Annotated in this window: 14 protein-coding genes and 1 pseudogene; 12 read left to right on the top strand and 3 right to left on the bottom strand. The window is 40.2% G+C overall.

The genetic code is table 11. From position 1 onward, the window contains the following. Nucleotides 1-648: 648 nt before the first annotated feature. Nucleotides 649-1,233: a TetR/AcrR family transcriptional regulator gene (locus AC1DE7_RS30865; RefSeq protein ID WP_051447337.1), complete on the bottom strand. Its 585-nt coding sequence runs from the start codon at nt 1,231-1,233 to the stop codon at nt 649-651. Nucleotides 1,234-1,390: 157 nt separating this feature from the next. Between AC1DE7_RS30865 and AC1DE7_RS30860 the strand changes: the two genes are divergently transcribed. From AC1DE7_RS30860 to AC1DE7_RS30825, 8 genes and pseudogenes are all read left to right on the top strand, one after another. After that, nucleotides 1,391-2,080, top strand: coding sequence for an SDR family NAD(P)-dependent oxidoreductase (locus AC1DE7_RS30860; protein ID WP_340982406.1), 690 nt, complete (start codon nt 1,391-1,393; stop codon nt 2,078-2,080). Between the two features lie 514 nt (nt 2,081-2,594). Continuing rightward, nucleotides 2,595-3,968, top strand: coding sequence for a UDP-N-acetylmuramoyl-tripeptide--D-alanyl-D-alanine ligase (locus AC1DE7_RS30855; protein WP_340982405.1), 1,374 nt, complete (start codon nt 2,595-2,597; stop codon nt 3,966-3,968). Between the two features lie 637 nt (nt 3,969-4,605). Next, a complete protein-coding gene (locus AC1DE7_RS30850; RefSeq protein WP_340982404.1) occupies nt 4,606-4,959 on the top strand; it encodes a hypothetical protein in 354 nt (117 codons plus the stop codon). A 363-nt stretch (nt 4,960-5,322) separates the two neighbouring features. Then, a complete protein-coding gene (locus AC1DE7_RS30845; protein WP_477535815.1) occupies nt 5,323-6,318 on the top strand; it encodes a glycoside hydrolase family 43 protein in 996 nt (331 codons plus the stop codon). 435 nt (nt 6,319-6,753) lie between these two features. Beyond that, nucleotides 6,754-7,236: pseudogene (locus AC1DE7_RS30840) on the top strand (LLM class flavin-dependent oxidoreductase); the annotation flags it as partial. Nucleotides 7,237-7,492: 256 nt separating this feature from the next. Next, a complete protein-coding gene (locus tag AC1DE7_RS30835; protein WP_339193560.1) occupies nt 7,493-8,671 on the top strand; it encodes a hypothetical protein in 1,179 nt (392 codons plus the stop codon). Nucleotides 8,672-9,092: 421 nt separating this feature from the next. Continuing rightward, complete coding sequence (locus AC1DE7_RS30830; RefSeq protein ID WP_106427116.1) at nt 9,093-9,230, top strand: paeninodin family lasso peptide; 138 nt, start codon at nt 9,093-9,095, stop codon at nt 9,228-9,230. Between the two features lie 528 nt (nt 9,231-9,758). Continuing rightward, a complete protein-coding gene (locus AC1DE7_RS30825; protein ID WP_076250501.1) occupies nt 9,759-10,595 on the top strand; it encodes a class I SAM-dependent methyltransferase in 837 nt (278 codons plus the stop codon). A 187-nt stretch (nt 10,596-10,782) separates the two neighbouring features. On the opposite strand, the gene AC1DE7_RS30820 is transcribed toward AC1DE7_RS30825, so the two are convergent. Then, nucleotides 10,783-11,847 carry a GntR family transcriptional regulator gene (locus AC1DE7_RS30820; protein ID WP_047843252.1) on the bottom strand — a complete coding sequence of 355 codons (1,065 nt, stop codon included), beginning with the start codon at nt 11,845-11,847 and terminating at the stop codon, nt 10,783-10,785. A 261-nt stretch (nt 11,848-12,108) separates the two neighbouring features. Between AC1DE7_RS30820 and AC1DE7_RS30815 the strand changes: the two genes are divergently transcribed. The 4 genes from AC1DE7_RS30815 (at nt 12,109) to AC1DE7_RS30800 (ending at nt 16,289) form a co-directional block, all read left to right on the top strand. Then, a complete protein-coding gene (locus tag AC1DE7_RS30815) occupies nt 12,109-13,446 on the top strand; it encodes an ABC transporter substrate-binding protein (RefSeq protein ID WP_076317732.1) in 1,338 nt (445 codons plus the stop codon). An 84-nt stretch (nt 13,447-13,530) separates the two neighbouring features. Next, nucleotides 13,531-14,427, top strand: coding sequence for a carbohydrate ABC transporter permease (locus AC1DE7_RS30810; protein WP_127549236.1), 897 nt, complete (start codon nt 13,531-13,533; stop codon nt 14,425-14,427). Nucleotides 14,428-14,458: 31 nt separating this feature from the next. After that, nucleotides 14,459-15,277: a carbohydrate ABC transporter permease gene (locus tag AC1DE7_RS30805; RefSeq protein WP_405159396.1), complete on the top strand. Its 819-nt coding sequence runs from the start codon at nt 14,459-14,461 to the stop codon at nt 15,275-15,277. Between the two features lie 28 nt (nt 15,278-15,305). Further along, nucleotides 15,306-16,289 carry a glycoside hydrolase family 43 protein gene (locus tag AC1DE7_RS30800; RefSeq protein WP_477535814.1) on the top strand — a complete coding sequence of 328 codons (984 nt, stop codon included), beginning with the start codon at nt 15,306-15,308 and terminating at the stop codon, nt 16,287-16,289. 860 nt (nt 16,290-17,149) lie between these two features. Here AC1DE7_RS30800 and AC1DE7_RS30795 read toward each other — a convergent pair. Continuing rightward, nucleotides 17,150-18,151, bottom strand: a complete 1,002-nt coding sequence (locus AC1DE7_RS30795; RefSeq protein WP_036673655.1) for a helix-turn-helix domain-containing protein — start codon at nt 18,149-18,151, stop codon at nt 17,150-17,152. Nucleotides 18,152-18,232 lie beyond the last annotated feature (81 nt).

Below are 18,232 nucleotides of genomic sequence, written 5' to 3'. Positions count from 1 at the left end.
ACAGCCTCTTTCTTCGTTTCTTCACTATATTGATTAAAAGTTTGGCCCTTTTTCGCTGGCATAGCAAAAATCCCCTCCGGTTTTCAGTGTTGAGTTCATTTTAACATGATCTCTTTTTTTCACTGTCTACCTTGAGGGGATAATACCAATTCGCGTGAATAACGATTTTTTTATTAGAAATAACTTTTTTCCGGTAAAGACCAATCAATCTGCGCCAACCATCGGGACGCGAATATGTGCTTAGGGGTTCCACCTAAGATCGTGAATGCAAATTTCATAAGTACAAAAAAACACTTGCCGCATTCAAGCTCAACATCATAAAGGAAGCAACCGATTATTTGCTATTTTGGATTAAGATTAATTTTACAAAATATGGATTATAAATAATCTTCGGTTTAATGAAATCAATTGTATGTAAGTGAGAATTTATACTTAACGGGGATATTCTGCTTTGTAGTGGTGGTAATTACCCATTAAGCAAGTTGATTCAAAGTATGGTGAAACAGGCAGGCCATCCTACCAACCTGAACTCTCTCGGCTGCAAACATTATTCTATGCCTGCCTAGTTCTGACAGATCTAAGCAGGGAGTCGAGCCAGATCAGATTCGGCAAGAATAGCCTTTCTGTTCAGATCATACTAGTTTATTATCAAGTATCCTTCAGCAAGTCAACCATGTTAGAATAGTGAATTTCACTCAGTTGCTCGATAAAGTTATCTACCCTGTAGTTTTCCGGTTCAACTATCCAGAGACAAATTACTCCTACCAATCCAGATATCATGTATTCGATGCCAATTTTTATCTTCTCATCGTGGCGATGATCGCCGATTCCCGAAAAAATGATCGTTTTAAAAGCCTCTTTCAAGTAAACGGAGAAGTTTGGATAAATATTTTGAGTGATCATTGTCTTAAAGAATATCATATTGGCTTCAATATCGTCGAAAATCGTTTTTAACATGGTCGCAAACATATCTTTATCCATCTCATGAATTGAACTCACTTCCAGGCTTAAGCAAGCATTTAAACTCTCCACGTTTTCCTGAAATAACTTCTCCATGAATTGAGGTTTATCTACATAGTGCAAATAAAATGTGTTGCGATTTATCATCGCTTCTTTGGCAATGTCCTGCACAGTAATTCGTTCATAGCCTTTGGTTTGTACTAATCTCAGAAACGCTTCTTTAATGGCTTTCCGCGTTTTGAGAATGCGCAGATCCACTTTATCTTTACCCAATTCGTGCTTCCCCTCCATAAATAATAGTCGGATTTATCAAAAGTGATGTTTAATTAACACATTGAATTATATCAACCATTGAGCCCTTTAAGTGTACGTTTTACAATTAAAACTGTCAATTGAACTCACTAACTCATTCATAAAAGGAGAATCATAAATGAAAACACTGGCGATTGTTGGTGCAGGTAAGGGATTAGGATTATCTATTGCGAAGAGCTTTGGCAAGCGCGGCTTCCAAGTGGCATTAGTTGCAAGAAATGCTGCAAAACTGCAAGATATGGTGGAGGAACTGAAAGCGGATGGTATCGAGGCATCTTATTTCGTAGCAGATATTTTTAACAAGGAACAGATTGAACAGGCTATGACCAACATGAAAGAAAAGTATGGTCAGATTGATGTGTTGGAATTCAGTCCAACAGCAGGCAATTATCCTCCCACTTCTGTATTGGAGTTAACGGCGGAGAACGCCAGGGACGCATTTGAGGCGAATGTGGTTAGTGCCATCCATGTCGTCAATACGGTTCTCCCTGATATGCTCGCCAGGAAAGAGGGAGCCTTGCTCTTTACCTCAGGATTATCCGCCATGTACCCTGTGTCCATGATGGGGAATATCGGTATTGCTCTTTCAGGGTTACGCAATTATGTTACTAATCTTCATACTTCATTGTCTGCTCAAGGGATTTTTGTGGGCCACCGCTCATTAGGTTTATTGATCAAGGAGTCAGGTACCGGCGCAATTAATGATCCGGATGTAATTGCAGAGATGTGGTACCAGGCCTATGTAGAGAAAACCGTATGGGAAGAAGAGTATCCTAAGGGTGTTACCCCCGAAACCATCCTGTTTTAAGCATTGGTGATGATGTCAGCAGGTCATAACATACAGTTGTAACCAAGTAGATGAGCTTTAGAACTAGGCATATATTTTGTGCTAAGAAACGCTTGAAAGAGATGAAGAAGTCGCTATAGGAGCGACTTCTTTTTTGGTTGGCACAGGAACCGATCTACTGCACTGTAGAAGCAATAGAAGCAAGAGGTGTCTATGATGTAGTAAGAAAAGTATCGGGGGGATTTTGTCAAGGGACAAGAACATGTTCCTATTGCCGATTAGGCATGTATCTAATCATCATCTTGCCCTTCAATTCATTAAACTAACGGGCAGTTAGTTTAATGAATACTGGAGAGTATCAGGTTAAGAGATATCAAAAACAGGAAACTTATCCAAGTTAAATAGTGTGAAAACCACTATTTAAAGAAAAAGCCTTAGTCATGGATCTGTTGATTTCTCGACTTACATGTCATTATCAAAAATAGGTTAGGTTATAAGCTCCACATAAAAATTCAATTCAATAGGTGGTGCGATGATGATTACTCATGAACTCAAAGTTATTGAAAGAATGTCTTCAGGTGATGGGTTATCTGTGGAGTTTGAGGAACTCATGATTCAAGGAGTGTCTATTGACTCTAGGTCCATAAAACCGGGAAATTTATTTGTCCCAATTATAAGAGAGTTAGATGGGCATAATTATGTAAGTGAAGCAATATCTAAAGGAGCGATTGCTTCTTTCTGGGAAAAGGATCACCCTAACCCACCAGTTCATCTTCCGTTAATTTATGTAAATGATTCCTTAGAAGCCTTACAAAAATTAGCGGCAGAATACCGACGAGAATTACAAGTCAAAGTTATTGGTGTTACGGGTAGCAACGGTAAGACAACTACAAAAGAGATGCTAAATTCTGTTTTACAGACAAAATTTCGAGTTTATAAAACAGAAGGTAATTTAAACAGTCAATTAGGTGTCCCATTAACGGTTTTAGGGATAGATAAGGATGCTGAAGTTGCAGTAATCGAGATGGGGATGAGTGAAAGAGGTCAAATTGAGCAACTTTCCCGAATTACACATCCAGACATAGCTGTGATTACAATGATAGGAGTTTCCCATCTATCTAGTCTCGGCTCTAGAGAACAAATAGCAGCAGCAAAATTAGAAATTATTAGTGGTCTAAAGAATGGTGGGTGCTTTGTTTTCAACGGTGACGAGCCGTATTTAACCAAAGAACTAAGTAATATCAAAAAAAATATCTCAATAGAAACAATTAGTTTTGGGCAGGGGGATTTTAATGATGTGATCGCCGAGAATACATTATCAAACTCCGATGGTTCCCAATTCTCTGTTGCAAACGATACTTACTACCTTCCACTTCTTGGTGCACATAATATTAATAATGCACTTGCTACAATTGCCATAGCTCTGAGGTTGGGTTTAAACTCTGCTGAAATAAATGAAGGATTTAATCAGTTGAAATTGCCTAATATGCGATTAGAGAAGATTAGTTCACCATTGGGATTTACAATTATTAATGATGCTTGGAATGCTAGCCCGGATTCCGTAAATGCAGCAATTATGACTTTTCAGGAACTGACGGCTTATTGTGAAAAGCATTTAGTAATTGGTGATATGCTTGAACTGGGTGATGATGAAATAGAGTTTCACCGAGTAATTGGCAGAAATCTTGATCCAGATAAAATAAATTATATTTATACATTTGGTGATCTCAGTAGCCATATTGCCTCAGAAGCAAAAAGGAGATATCCAATAGGGACTGTAATGACTTTTAAAGATAAAATAGTGTTGGCGAATGCATTAAAGCGAAAAATTAATAAAAATGATGTGATTTTGTTAAAAGCATCTAGAGGGATGCAGATTGATTCAATTATTCCTTCCTTAATGAAGTAATCATTCAAATAAGGGGTTCATGTAGCAGTCAGTTTACTAAAGAAACATGGTTAAAAGAACCAAACAAGAGGAATGACATGGTGCATAGCTTGATAAATAAGTAAGAACTGAGGGAACCTAAGTTATTGACTTACTAGGAGACCCGCGCAAAACTAGATGAACCGTCTCGACATTAACGGTACCAGTTTTTGTCCTCAGACACCTGCTGTCGAGGGACAAGAACATATTCCTATTGAAGTCGCTAATTTAGCGGCTTTTTTGTTTTATCGGTACAAGTTCTTGTACCGAGTCGAGGACAAGAACTTGTACCGATTGCCGATTAGATAAACACCTAACTAAGTTTCATACAATTTCATTTAACAAATGTGTAGGAAAAATAAACTAATTGTCCAGTGAAAATATAGTATTTTCTTAGTGTTAGGTTAAAGATAAGTCCCTGTTTAAGCACTACATGCTACACGCGTAGGTTCTTTAATAAATGATTGGAAATGGAATATAAAAAGGAGGACGTAACCCGCGAAGGCGCGGAGGGCAGTGCTTAGACTTTCATGAATAAAAGAGGTGTCTGTGGTATTATATGTAATTATGGGTTATGAAATAAATGGATTATTTGAAAAGAAAATGGGGGAATCAAAGTATGGAACGTAAAATTCAATTAATGGAAACCTACGTAAATATCGACTTTGGAAACTCACCCTTTATAAAATTAGATAAAGGGTTGCAAATTCCATACTCTTCAATCGAGGGAATAACAACAGGTAGACCAATACCCAATGCTTTTAAACTATATGGTGCTTTATTAGGAGAAAAGAGAAATGGGTTATTTAGATCAAATGGTGGTTTTCAACTCCACTTTTTTGAAAATGAGCTTGAAACTCTTCATTTAGATTTGAATAGCTTGAAAGTTGGTATGTTCAAAATATCAAAGTTGATCATTGGTGTTGAAAATCCTGAAGAAATAAGTGAAAATATTTCCGAAAGAGTGAAGTGATAATAAAGGAAAAGTGTATTACGAACGTGAGACGGTGGAACTTCGAGAAAAAAGCTTACGAGCTCAAAAACTTGTGAAGACATATAATGGTTGTGATCCATAGGAGAAGAAATAATATGTGCGACAAGACAACGCAAAAAAGATCACTTCATTGTAGAATATAAGAATTATGAGATGGGCGGGAATTGTACATTTTTTCGGGGGAAGTTCTTTATTATGTGTACTAGGAAAGAATAAGCGGAGCTTATACAATAACATTAGAGATTGTAAACGCTTGCTTTTAATTCTGAGGATGCAATCAATGAATTACCGTAATCCCGTATATGAAGGATTCTATTATTCCAATACCAAAGGAGATGCCTTATGAATCAACAACAACTACCTAAGCCCCACCAGCCGCTCGTAACCCACATCTTCACTGCTGACCCGTCCGTCCATGTCTACGAGGGCAAAATCTACATCTATCCTTCCCATGACCTCGATCATGACGAGCCGAGCAACGATAACGGCGACCAGTATAAAATGGAAGACTATCATGTCCTCTCGATGAACAACTTCGATTCCCCGGTGGTTGATCATGGCGAAGCGTTGCATCTGAGAGATATTCCGTGGGCCTCCAAGCAGCTCTGGGCACCAGATGCCGCTTATAAGAACAATACCTATTACCTGTTCTTCCCGGCACGGGATCATGACGACATCTTCCGTCTGGGTGTGGCAAAATCAGAGTCTCCGGCAGGCCCATTCATGCCGCAACCGAATTATATGGAAGGCAGCTTCAGTATCGATCCGGCCGTACTGGTGGATGACGACAATCAGTCATACATCTATTTCGGCGGACTCTGGGGTGGCCAGTTGGAGAAATGGCAGACCGGCAGCTTCGTGCCAGATGCTGAAGGACCTGCTCCTGACCAGCCGGCGCTTGGACCGCAAGTTGCACTGCTTAGCGACGACATGCTGTCCTTCCAAGGCAAGCCTGCCGAGATATCGATTGTCGATGAAGACGGGAATCCGATTCTGGCTGGGGATGAGGAACGGAGATATTTTGAAGGCCCATGGGTGCATAAATATAACGGCTATTACTACCTGTCCTACTCTACAGGAACCACGCATAAGCTCGTATATGCGATCGGCAAGAACCCGATGGGACCATTCACGTTCAAGGGCGAGATTCTCTCTCCGGTTATCGGCTGGACAACCCATCACTCCATTGTGCAAGTTGAAGACAAGTGGTATCTGTTCTATCACGACAGCTCCCTGTCGGAAGGCGTCAACCACAAGCGCTGCGTTAAATATTCCGAGCTGAAATACAACGAAGACGGAACGATCCAGAAGATCAACCCTTATCCGGGTGCTGAGTAAGCTGACAGGTTAGCGGAAACAGATAAGATTACAATATAAGGCATAATACATGAGGCAGCTCCTGACGGGGCTGCTTTTTTGATAGGAGGAGGATCAGTTGTTTCACTCAAACTTGGAGAAAATCTCTGCTGAACAAAGAATACTTCAGCAGTATACTGATTGAATTAATAAATTTAACTTAATTAAACATTAGGATTAAATCCAAAAATCTGTCTTCGATTACCACTGAAGAAAAAATACAGTTAACCGATCTTCTCAAGAAGCTCGGACTAGGTGCCAGTAAGTTCAACGAATAAATTGAGATGAAATCAACTTTTGGTTTCTAGGCCTCCATGGAACTCATATGGAAGAACAGACCAAGATGGAACAATATCGTATTCACCAAGAAAAAGGTATGGAGATCGGTCTCTATTCCATTTAACAGGCCACCGCATCTCTTCACAGCAACGGATTTATGAAGATTTTGCAACGTTGGATCTGATTCCAAATGGACGTGCTGAGATTGTTGCAGGACGTGGTTCACGTCTAGGTGCATATGAGTTATTAGGTTTTGATGTGAGTAACTATGAAGAACTATTTGAAGAGAAATTGGCTTTACTGCTGAAGATTAACGAAGAAGAGCGTGTTACATGGCAAGGTGAATTCCGGGCACCACTACATCATACCTAAATCATCCCCCAACCATTACATGGGAAAATGCCGATATGGCGTACAGTAGGAGGACCACCAGCAAGTGCGATTAAAGCAGGTTTAGCAGGATTACCCATCTCCACAACGAGTGTCATGTACGTAGCTAAAGATAGCCAAACAGCCTTAAGTGAATACTACCCATATATTAATAACGTTACTGTTCAATTGAGAGGCAGTGGTTACCATGAGCAACAATTCTTGGCTGCTACCGATTATCGAGATGCACTCTCGGATGACTAGAGCGCTGCTGCATCAAAGCGGATTAGCGCCTCTAAACAGTATGCTACGAAGAATGAAATATGTCGCTGTTAGGTGTTTTCAAAAAATGTCATGTTATATTCCTTAATAATAGTGAAATAATGTCGATAAAATTATATAGTCCAATAGGAGAGGGGAAAACAATGCAAGTTTATAAGGGGCAACCCTATTGAATCTAACTCCGGTTATGAAGTATCAATTCAAAAAGGAAAGTTGAGGTTTTCGTATGAAAAAGAAGTTAATTAGTCTCATGGTAGCTACCCTGGTTTTTGCAAATGTTGGTGGGGTGGTGGCTGCTAAGAATTATGAATCCTTGCCACAAGCGGTTTGGACTCAATCACCGAATGAAGATTACATATCGATTCAACCAGAGAGTTTTTATGTGCCAGGAAAAGATACGCTGTACTTACATGTTGGAGAAGAAAGATTCTCTGAGACAAAAGCTTGGTCACCCGATACACTTCGAGCCGTAGATCCCAAAACAGGAAAGATTAAATGGGTATTCTCGTTTGCAAAGGCGGGATACGGATGGCCAAGTACAGAATATCCTTTTGCTTATGCACCAGACGGTACGGTATACGCCTATTTCTCATTTCCAGGAATTCTTTATTCTGTGAGCCCTGCAGGGAAGGAAAATTGGAGTAAGCGCGTAGGACAAGATCTAGGGGCATTTGACGGCAAGTTATATCGCATGAGTGACGGAAACTTAATTATTGCAGGTCAGAAATCGAATACAATCGGTGCAGAAACGGTACAACTACTATCTTTCGATAAAAATGGCAAGCAGAAAGCAAGTAAGGTGGTATCCGGAAAGCTAACTACTGTGTCGAAGAACCAAATCGCCATAGAGCTGTTAACAAAGCAAGGCAATGCTCAAAAAGTTGAAGTATACAACTCTTCCTTACAGCGCTCATTTCAATACACATTCCCAAAGGGAGCAGGAGTCAACTTTTATACTGCTTTTGCACTCGATGATGGTACTTTTGTGTTTTCAGTATATCAAGCAAATACGCGTAAACTAATAGCTTTATCTCCAAAAGGTTCCGCTATCTGGGGAAGAACAATCGATCAATTTGGGTTTGCTTTCCAAGCTGGGGATGATTATATGGTATTTAATCCTCAAACCAAAAAATTAAGATTGTTCAACCAGAAGGGTTTAGTAAAGGATAGGGTACTATCGAATTTTAATATGTCTGAGGGAGACGGTCTGCCGACAGCAAAGAAAACGGTAGAAGGAAACCTATATGTAGATTTGCTTACCACCCAGTATATTTTAGATGTAAAAACTTTGGCCTCTATTCACGAATTTAATGGAGTAAAAGGGTCTGTATTGGACTACCGTGAGAATAGTGTCTTAGTATACGACTGGAATGAGAATAGGATCTCAAAGCATTTATTGAAATAAGGTTTTAACAAATTCTGAAAAACAAACCGACAACTGAAACAAGTCAGTTATCGGTTTGTTTGATATCATATGATCCAGGTGACCTGTGCTACTCCTTAATAAAGTCAGCCATCAATTCATGAATGATTTCTTTACTGCTCTTCACTTCAGTGATCAGATCAAAAATAGTCCGATTAACGATTAGATGAGTATCAAAATAAAAAAGCTATATAGAGGAGAGTGGGCTTTAACTCGGGTCAGTAGCGCTACAGGGGAATACTTAACCCATAGAAAGGGATGAAATAGTTGTTTACTTAGATACGTATTGTGTCTTATAATTTTAACAAAGATACATATCGTATCTTAAAAAGTTTGTATCGCACAAGTAATTTAAGGGTGCTCGCATCTTGGTTCCAGTTTTTGTAGATAGCGGGGACGACCGATGGAAACGAAAAAAACGCCTTGGCAGGCACCGGAATTAGAGGTGCTGGATGTGCAGCAAACGATGGCTGGCTATGGATTCAGGCAAATTGATTGGATCGAAGAACATGATGCAGACCTATATGATCCATCGTCCTGATGATCATACTTCAAATTGAAAATCGTATTCTTGCTCAAAAGGTCGCCTGTGGGCGGCTTTTTCGATGCTCAGATGAGGGATAAGAACGTAGCCAGCCTCCTGTTGATGTAACATTTGTTCGAATACGTTGCGAAATTCGTTACGCCGCTCGACAAACATTGTCCAATTGAGGCCTCCACGAAAAAATGATTTCTCCAAAAACGGCTTATACAGACAGTTCATAATATATAACGGAACCTGTTCTTTCAAATCCAGTGGTTGAAACACATGTGATACATCATCGTAAACGGCTCTTCTTTTGTCAGCTTCAAATGGACGGAGGTGAAGGAGTCAAAAAATACTCTTCTCTAAATACGATTGAATTGTGCATGATCAGATTCCCTTCGCTTCGTAAGTCATTTGGAAGGAAGCATTGCTTACGGACAGTATGTCTGTATTTTTCGGCGCATTCAACCATATATTGGATTCGTTTATTATGTTAAAGAGGTTCTACACCATTTATAGCGTTGTGAGAGGGGAGTGATCATTTTGAATACTTCTAAACAAATGATGTCTCATAATTCCAATGATCGTTTTAGTAAACTTGGAATTTATAGCGTCCAAAGTGTCTTTATTATTCTGTTCTTGCTGTTAACCCCTATCTACTATTTGAACAAATGGGACTTTAAACGTCACAAAAAGCGGAATCCTTTCTACACCAGTAAATTGGTTCGATTGCAAGAGCGTTATCCGATTTTCTACGAATTGGCCATGTACGTTCAAAATTTTCCTATTCCTCGTAATGTTTATAAAGTTTTACCCCCTTTAAAGGGCGATGTTCTTCAGGTGGGCTGTGGTACAGGTTTATTGAACAAGTATCTTCGCAAGCAGAAGGATGTTCGTTTTCTCAACATGGATCCGAATATAAATGCTCTAAAACTTGGAAAGAAGTGGGGAAGGTTTAATTCTTATATCCATGCTTTCATTGATAAACCGACTTCTTTACCTGATCATAGTTGCGATATGATTTTGTTTGCAAGAAGCTTTCATCACATTCGCTATCACAAAAAAGCCTTCATAGAGAGCTGCAGACTGTTACGTGACGGTGGATCTATCATTATTGCGGACCCGGTTGTTCTCAAGTCTCTTTCAGGTTCTGTAACGGACGGTGGTTATATGGCGAACTCTTCGATTGATGGTGTAATTTGGAGATTTACCAAAGAAACATTAATTACTCACATAGAGCGCTGTCTTCCTCCTGAATTAAAGATAGAATCAGTAACCGAAACGAGACAAGTGCATGTAACGAATTATAATTTATTTGTACCTCAGACAGATATCGTAGTGGTACTGCGAAAAAGGGAGGCTGTATACAATGACAACTAAATTTATTTATGGTGTTTGAAATCTGCAACATTATTCAATGTTTATCCGTTGCTCAGCCAGAAACATGTCTTGCGGATAATATAGCTAAAGGTATCTCTCCACAGAGGTGCCTTTTTTTGTTTTTAGGAACCAAGTCTTGTCCCAAGCTGAAGACAAGATCATTGTGTAGGCTGCAACGTTTGTCGTGTCAAGGGAAGATGAGTTGCACGGGAATAACGGCGTTCTTAGGAGAATAGATATCATCCATTTGTTCACGTAACAGCTTTACGGCTGTTCGTGCCATTTCCTGTTCATCCTGCTGCACATAAGCTACGCCTGAAAGATGTGGATTATCAAAAGATAGCAAGTCGATATTTGAGTGAACGTTCAGAAGACTGATAGCGGCGGATGTAAGGCGTGCTGTTTCTTCAGTCAAGGAAAAGGCTGCCGAAATTCCACTGTGGTTCTGCAAGAAGTTGCTTACATAGTCCAATGCTTGCTCGCTGCGTAGAATGTCGAGAGGGATGTGACACCACAAGCTCTTGTCAATCGAGATGCCTTGATCTGTGTACGCCTGCTCAAAGCCGAGCGTGCGATCCTCGACGGCTGTATTGGCATTTTCAGGTGAGATGAGCGCAATCTGCTGATGACTCTTGGATAACAAATGGGATACAGCTTTATACGCACCGCCGTAATTGTCGGATGTAATGGTGTACGTCTCAATGTTGCGCAGATAGCGGTCGATGAACACACACGGGAATTTATCGAGCGACAGACGAAGTAATGATTCGTTATACTTCTCATCTTCTGTTGGAAAAACGATCAACCCCTTCACACCGAGCTCCGTTAGTGTACGAATGACGTTTGATTCAATAGAGGAGGACTCGCGCGTGATGCTTAGTACCATGCTGAGGCAGGCTTCTTGTAGGAAGTGTTCCGTGTAGTCAACGAGCTTCTGAATGACACGGGTTCTCATCGTCGGAATGATGAAGCCGATGAGCGGCATGGAGCACGCGCTGCGTGGGGATGGCGAGAAATTGATGCTAGAAACAACAAGACTGGAAGACACGAATGAGCCTTTGCCTTGTACGCGTATGATTAATCCTTCGTCAGCTAGTAGGGTTAGGGCGTTCCTGACGGTTATTTTACTTACTCTGAATTCGTCCATTAGTTCTTGTTCAGAAGGAATGCGGTCCGTTGGCCGAAGCTGCCCTGATTTAATTTTCTGTATAATATTTTCTCGAATTTGTTTGTAGAGCGCCAGCTTTTTCAAAGAGTAGCATCTCCCCATAAACTTTATGATTTTATAATCAATTGGTTATATAAAGCTTATTTCATATATATTATAATACGGCATGTAAAGCGCTTACAATATGGAATCTGAGAAATTGTTGCGAAGGGGTCTTTTCTTTGAAAGGTTAGAATTATGTTAAGGATGGTGGTGCCAAGATGGATTGTAACCGCTTAAATTAACAGAACTAACTAGTCAGCCGACTTTTCAAATGCATAACAAAAAAGAGAGGATGACGAACAAATGAAAAAACGTAGTGCTTTAATCTCCATCGTTACTCTCCTGATTATGTCACTTGTTTTTACTGCATGTGGTAATCCTTCTGGTTCAAAAACGGAAACACAGCAATTAGGCGCTAATGCCGGTGAGAATGCAACAGAATTATCATTTTGGACATTCGCAGATTTGCACGGCAAGCATTTGGATAAAATGCTGGGGTTATGGAACCAACAGAACCCAGACAAACAGATTAAGTTGAATGTAACGGTTATGCCTTACGATGATATGCACAACAAGCTCTTATTGGCAGTTACAAGCGGAAAAGGTGCTCCTGATATCGCGGATATTGAGCTTGGTCAATTCCCTAAATTCTTGGAAGGTGACAACGTTCCCCTGGAATCTTTGAATGATGTATTTACACCATACAAAGACGTTGTTGTTCCTTCACGTGTCGAGATTTACTCCAAAGCCGATCAGGTTTATGGCTTTGATTATCACGTAGGTGCTACGCTTGCTTTCTACAACACTGAAATTCTCGAACAAGCAGGTGTTGACTACAAGACAATCAAAACGTGGGAAGATTACAAACAAGCAGGTATCAAGGTTTACGAAAAGACTGGCAAGTACTTAGGTACTGCTGATACATCAGCTTCGTGGCAAGCATCGCTGCTACTAGCTCAGCAAAATGCCGATTTTACAGATGAAAATGGTAATCCAAAAGTGAACTCGCCTGAAATGATTAAAGCGTATGAAATGTTAGTCGATCTGCAGAAGAACAATGTTATTCATACGATCCCTGGCGGACAACCCGACACAGAAGAAGCAAAAGGTGAATATAACAAAGGCAACTACGCAAGTGCATTGATGCCTGAGTGGTACATGTCCCGCTTTGTAAACGAAATGAAAGACCTTAAAGGTAAGTATGCAATAGCTCCATTGCCTGTATTCGAAGAAGGTAATCCTCGTTCCGTTGGCTTAGGCGGTACTGGCACAGTTGTTACTAAGAATGGTAAAGACGTTCAGTTGGCAAAAGAATTTGTAGCCTTTGCTAAGCTTTCGAAAGAAGCTACTACAGAAATCTGGAATACACTTGGATTTGACCCAATCAACATGGAAGTATGGAAAGATGATGCAGTTACGAAAAACCCTGAAAATGAATACGTCCAATACTTTAAAACAAATGCATTTGATACTTTGAATGAAATCAAAGACGAAATTAGAGCGATTAAGTCCGTTAAAGCTTCACCAACCATCGGCAATATATTCAATACGGTTACTTTGAATGCTATCTTTGAAGATGGCCAAGACGTGAAGGAAGCGTTGGATGAAGCACAAGCAGCAATTGAACAAGAATTGAAATAAATATAATAAGTAAATGATTTGATTAAACCTGTCGGCAGGTACAGTGGTCGGCAGGTTTAACCATAGTCAAGGGAGATTGAGAATATGATAAAGAAATTTGTATACTCTCAAAAAGTTGCACCTTATGTTTTTGTATTGCCATTTATACTTATATTTTTGATATTCTGGTTTTTTCCGCTTGTAAATTCATTCGTAATGAGCTTTCAAGATAGGATGCTGGGACAGGATCCTAAATGGATTGGTGAAGCAAATTATTCGAAATTACTTACTGATAAAGTGTTTTTGACATCTATTAAAAATAGCGTTGTGTACATGTTAGGAACCTTAGTGCTGTTGATTCCTTTTCCCATGTTATTCGCCGTTATGATCAACAGTAAGTTAATGAAGGGAAGAGAGTTTTTTAAATCTTCTTTCTTTCTCCCTGCATTGACATCTGTCGCAGTTGCGGGTACCATTTTCCGCCTTACATTCGGTGAGATGGAAGGTTCATTAATGAACAGTTTCCTAGGTCTATTTGGTGTAGAACCTATCAAATTTTTGAAAGACGGAAATTGGAGTATGGCAGCACTGTTAATCCTCGCATGTTGGAGATGGACAGGCGTTAATATGCTTTACTATCTATCGGGTTTGAAAAGCATTGACAATGAATATTATGAGGCTGCTTCAATTGACGGTGCATCTGCTTGGCAGAAGTTTAGAACGATCACAATGCCATTATTGAAGCCGACCACGGTATATGTTACCACAATTAGTGTTTATGCAGGTTTAGCAATGTTTACCGAGAGCCTGATGATGTTCAACGGTAACAAATCACCCCAAAATATTGGCTTAACCATTGTTGGATATCTGTATAGACAAGGGATTGAGCAGAATAAGCTGGGTTACGCAGCTGCAGTTGGTATCGTTCTGTTAATCATTGCTATGGTTATCAATTTAACGCAATTGAAATTTAGTGGAATGTTCAAAAAGGAGGAGGATTAAAGTGGGCAGAAGTCAGACGAGGAGTGATTTCATCTCTAGAATAGTAATTATTTGTTTATTCATTATACTATTCGTTATAATTATGATCCCATTCTACGCAGTGGCCCTATCTTCCTTTAAACCAGGTGAATCATTAGTTAGATATGGTCTTAATCTAAGTTTGGATTTTGAAATCATGAGTTTTGATAATTTCATCTTTCTGTTTACTGGAGAACATGATTATTTTGTGTGGTTTTGGAACAGTATGATTTTAACAATCGTTCAAGTGGTTTTAACACTTTTTGTAAGCGCATTTGTTGCATATGGTTTTGCAACATATCATTTTAAAGGTAAGAACTTCCTCTTTATATGTGTTTTGCTCATTATGATGGTGCCTTTCGAAATACTGCTGGTTCCTTTGTACAGCCTAATTAATGATTTGGGAATGGTGAATAGCTATTCGGCAATCATTCTGCCCGGTATAGCCAATGCCGCGACAATATTTTTCTTCAGGCAATATCTACGAAGCATACCCAAAGAGATTATTCAATCTGGGCGGGTTGATGGCGCAAACGAGTATGCGATTTATTTCAGACTAATTATGCCGATTATGAAGCCATCGTTTGCAGCAATGGCCATATTGAATGGTATGAATAGCTGGAATAATCTATTGTGGCCATTCATGGTGCTCGGAGATCAGAGTAAATATACACTTCCAATCGGTTTGAAAACGTTGTTAACTCCTTATGGCAATAACTATGACTTATTGATCGTGGGCTCCTTCTTCTCCATCATTCCAATTTTCATACTATTCATTGCTTTTCAGAAATATTTCATAGACGGTATGACTGCAGGCGCTGTTAAAGGGTAATCTATATTATGATGAAACAGGTGATAAGATGGAAATCCAACAACGAGCGTCACACGACATTCAACCATTAATTGAACAGAGAGCTGATCCTTTTATTTACAGACATTCGGATGGTTATTATTACTTCGTAGCATCCGTTCCGGAGTATGATCGGATTGAAATCCGTAGAGCCCAGAACCTTGAGAAGCTTGTTACATCAACTCCTGTAGTGATCTGGAGAAAGCGCGAGAATGGTATCCTTAGTGCCAATATTTGGGCACCCGAACTGCATTTTATTGATGACAAATGGTACGTGTATTTCGCTGCCGCATACACGACGGAAACGAATGAAGGCTTGTTCGACCATCGGATGTACGTGCTAGAGAATGAAAATGACAATCCGCTCGAAGGCAGTTGGATGGAAAGAGGGCAGGTTCGTACCGAATGGGAAAGCTTCGCCCTCGATGCCACTACCTTTGAGCATAATGGCAGCCGTTATTACGTATGGGCACAAAAAGATCCGAACATCGGAGGTAACTCTAATCTGTATATATCTAAAATGAGCAATCCGTGGACGCTGACTGGGTCGCAAACGATGATTTCGATGCCGGAATATGACTGGGAGATCATTGGTTATAAAGTGAACGAAGGCGCGGCATTTCTTCGCAAGGGTAATCGGGTATTCCTCTCTTACTCGGCTAGCGCCACCGATTTCAATTATTGCATGGGCCTACTTGAAGCCGATGCGGATGCTGATTTGCTCGATGCCACCTCATGGCGCAAGTCGCAAACAGCGGTTCTCTCGACAGATGAGAGCATCTCAATGTATGGTCCCGGTCATAATTCCTTCACGGTGTCAGAGGACGACGAAGAGACGCTATTTGTGTTTCACGCAAGAACGTACAAGAACATTATAGGAGATCCGCTGTACGATCCGAATCGCCATACATTTGTGACAGCGCTTTTGTGGACGGCTGACGGCAGACCCGATTTCCGCGGTTCTGTTGCAGCACTTGCACGTTCTTTACAATGATCGAGTGTCCCAACAAGGTTGGTTGATGGATTTGAGTTCGTTTATCCAACTTGCCAAAGAGAGACAGTTAGAACATCGAAGGCACCCTACTGGGTGCCTTCGATTTCGCTCTACAGATAATACGCCGAACCGTATCATAAGGGCAGGATAGTTTAACAAACAAGTCGAAGAGTTGAGTGGGACTAACCTTGCTTAAAGAGGAAAGAGATAACGTTAAATTATAAAAATGTTGTTCACAATTAAATTAACTATGAATTAACCAAAAGTGAGGAAAAAATACTTGTGATAATTTTGGGTTTTATCGAACAATGGCTTTAAGTAATGATGTTGATGTTCGAAATGTTGTAAGTGTATCAGTTATGGCTCGGTTAGGCGACGATACAACAGTTCTGACTAACGACTTGAAATATCTAGGGGAACAAACAAATGTATTGTCTAAAGAAATTGAGGCGAGTTATGGAAGAAGCTGCAATCTAAAGATTCGGGAAACGATAGCTCAATAAAACCGAGGATAGGGCAGGTTATAATCAAACTGCTTAGCGACTTTTTTTATTGTCGAGGGACAAGAACATTGTTCCATTGGAGTCGCTATTATAGCGGCTTTTTTTGTTTTAAGGAACCAAGTTCTTGTCCCAAGCTAAGGACAAGAACTTGGTTCCTTTGCCGAAAAAGACAAGAACATTGTGGCATTTCGGATTAGGTATTCATCTAAATATTACTGCGAGGGAACTCATGTAGCGACATAAAAGCCTGGGAGTAAGTATTTTTGTTTTTTTGCTGACAATATTGGTTGAACTATAAACATTTCACTGAGCCCGAGAGGGAAGCCATAACAGATGCAAAGGGTTCTTTATTCACTATCATTCCATTATTCTGGCAGCATGTTGTTCCCGATATTGCTGAGGCGTAATGCCGAAGTGATCCTGAAATTTTTTGTAAAAGAAGCTCAAGTTGCTGTGCCCCGTACTGCTGGCAATATCATAAATCGGGCGATTGGTATTGGCGAGCAAGAACGCGCAGTAGTTGAATTTTTCACTCTGAACCAGATCCTTGAAGGTCTGACCGGTTGTTTTTTTGATCAAGGTGGACAAATAGTTGGCATTGAAGTTGAAATGCTCCGCGGTGGATGTGAGGGTGCAGTCCATATAATGATTCTCAATATATTTCAAAATTTCAATGATCGTCACCTTGTTCTGCGTCAGTGTGCGAGGACGATTCGTGTCGTACTGGAACACACGCAGCAGTTCGTAGAAGATCAGCAGCATATAGGAATCCATCATCTCGGATGAGCCGAGTGACGGGTCATAAAATTCACAGAGCAGTTGTCTCATCAGGATAGGAATGTTGGTGTTATTCTCGGAATGAAAAATAATGTACCGGTTATGATTCTTACGATCTGAGATGGCATTCGCCAGAAAGTGAGACAGAATGCCATTGTTGGCCAGTTTGCTCAGGAAAGAAGAGGAAAAGTAACGCTTACGAATCAGAATATTAATAATCACATCTTCTTCCGTTGTGGACAGAATGGCGTGGGGAATGCCTGTATCTACAATACAGATCTGTCCGCCCTTTAGCGTGACCTTTTTTCCATTGATGATCTGGGTGCACTGACCGGAATATACGAAGCTGAGCTCAATAAAAGTGTGAATATGTAGCGGAACCTCGGCAAACCGTGTGTGCTTGGAAATGGTGATGTTGTCTTTCTCTCCAATCATGTCCGCAAAAACATAAACTTTCTGTCCTTCATGATCTACTCTCTTCAATGAATCGTAGGTAGCAGAGTGTGCAGAAGGATGAGCCTGATAATGCAGATCCCTATCCGTAAGCTTACGAAGCTTTGCATCCAATTGGTCGTGATTCATGCTCACTGCCTCCAGTCGGCTGAAGTTTGTAGTAACCTTAACATCTGAATTTATGACAGTCAATATGTACTGTTTTGATAT

This window comes from Paenibacillus sp. 10L310 (assembly GCF_056395745.1).
This window is presented reverse-complemented; position numbering and strand designations above follow the sequence as displayed.

What these genes read in the sequence shown, in the direction of transcription:
- AC1DE7_RS30860 (WP_340982406.1), top strand. Translation starts at nt 1,391, where the DNA reads ATGAAAACACTGGCGATTGTTGGTGCAGGTAAGGGATTAGGATTATCT.
- AC1DE7_RS30855 (WP_340982405.1), top strand. Translation starts at nt 2,595, where the DNA reads ATGATTACTCATGAACTCAAAGTTATTGAAAGAATGTCTTCAGGTGAT.
- AC1DE7_RS30850 (WP_340982404.1), top strand. Translation starts at nt 4,606, where the DNA reads ATGGAACGTAAAATTCAATTAATGGAAACCTACGTAAATATCGACTTT.
- AC1DE7_RS30845 (WP_477535815.1), top strand. Translation starts at nt 5,323, where the DNA reads ATGAATCAACAACAACTACCTAAGCCCCACCAGCCGCTCGTAACCCAC.
- AC1DE7_RS30835 (WP_339193560.1), top strand. Translation starts at nt 7,493, where the DNA reads ATGAAAAAGAAGTTAATTAGTCTCATGGTAGCTACCCTGGTTTTTGCA.
- AC1DE7_RS30830 (WP_106427116.1), top strand. Translation starts at nt 9,093, where the DNA reads ATGGAAACGAAAAAAACGCCTTGGCAGGCACCGGAATTAGAGGTGCTG.
- AC1DE7_RS30815 (WP_076317732.1), top strand. Translation starts at nt 12,109, where the DNA reads ATGAAAAAACGTAGTGCTTTAATCTCCATCGTTACTCTCCTGATTATG.
- AC1DE7_RS30810 (WP_127549236.1), top strand. Translation starts at nt 13,531, where the DNA reads ATGATAAAGAAATTTGTATACTCTCAAAAAGTTGCACCTTATGTTTTT.
- AC1DE7_RS30800 (WP_477535814.1), top strand. Translation starts at nt 15,306, where the DNA reads ATGGAAATCCAACAACGAGCGTCACACGACATTCAACCATTAATTGAA.
- AC1DE7_RS30795 (WP_036673655.1), bottom strand. Translation starts at nt 18,151, where the DNA reads ATGAATCACGACCAATTGGATGCAAAGCTTCGTAAGCTTACGGATAGG.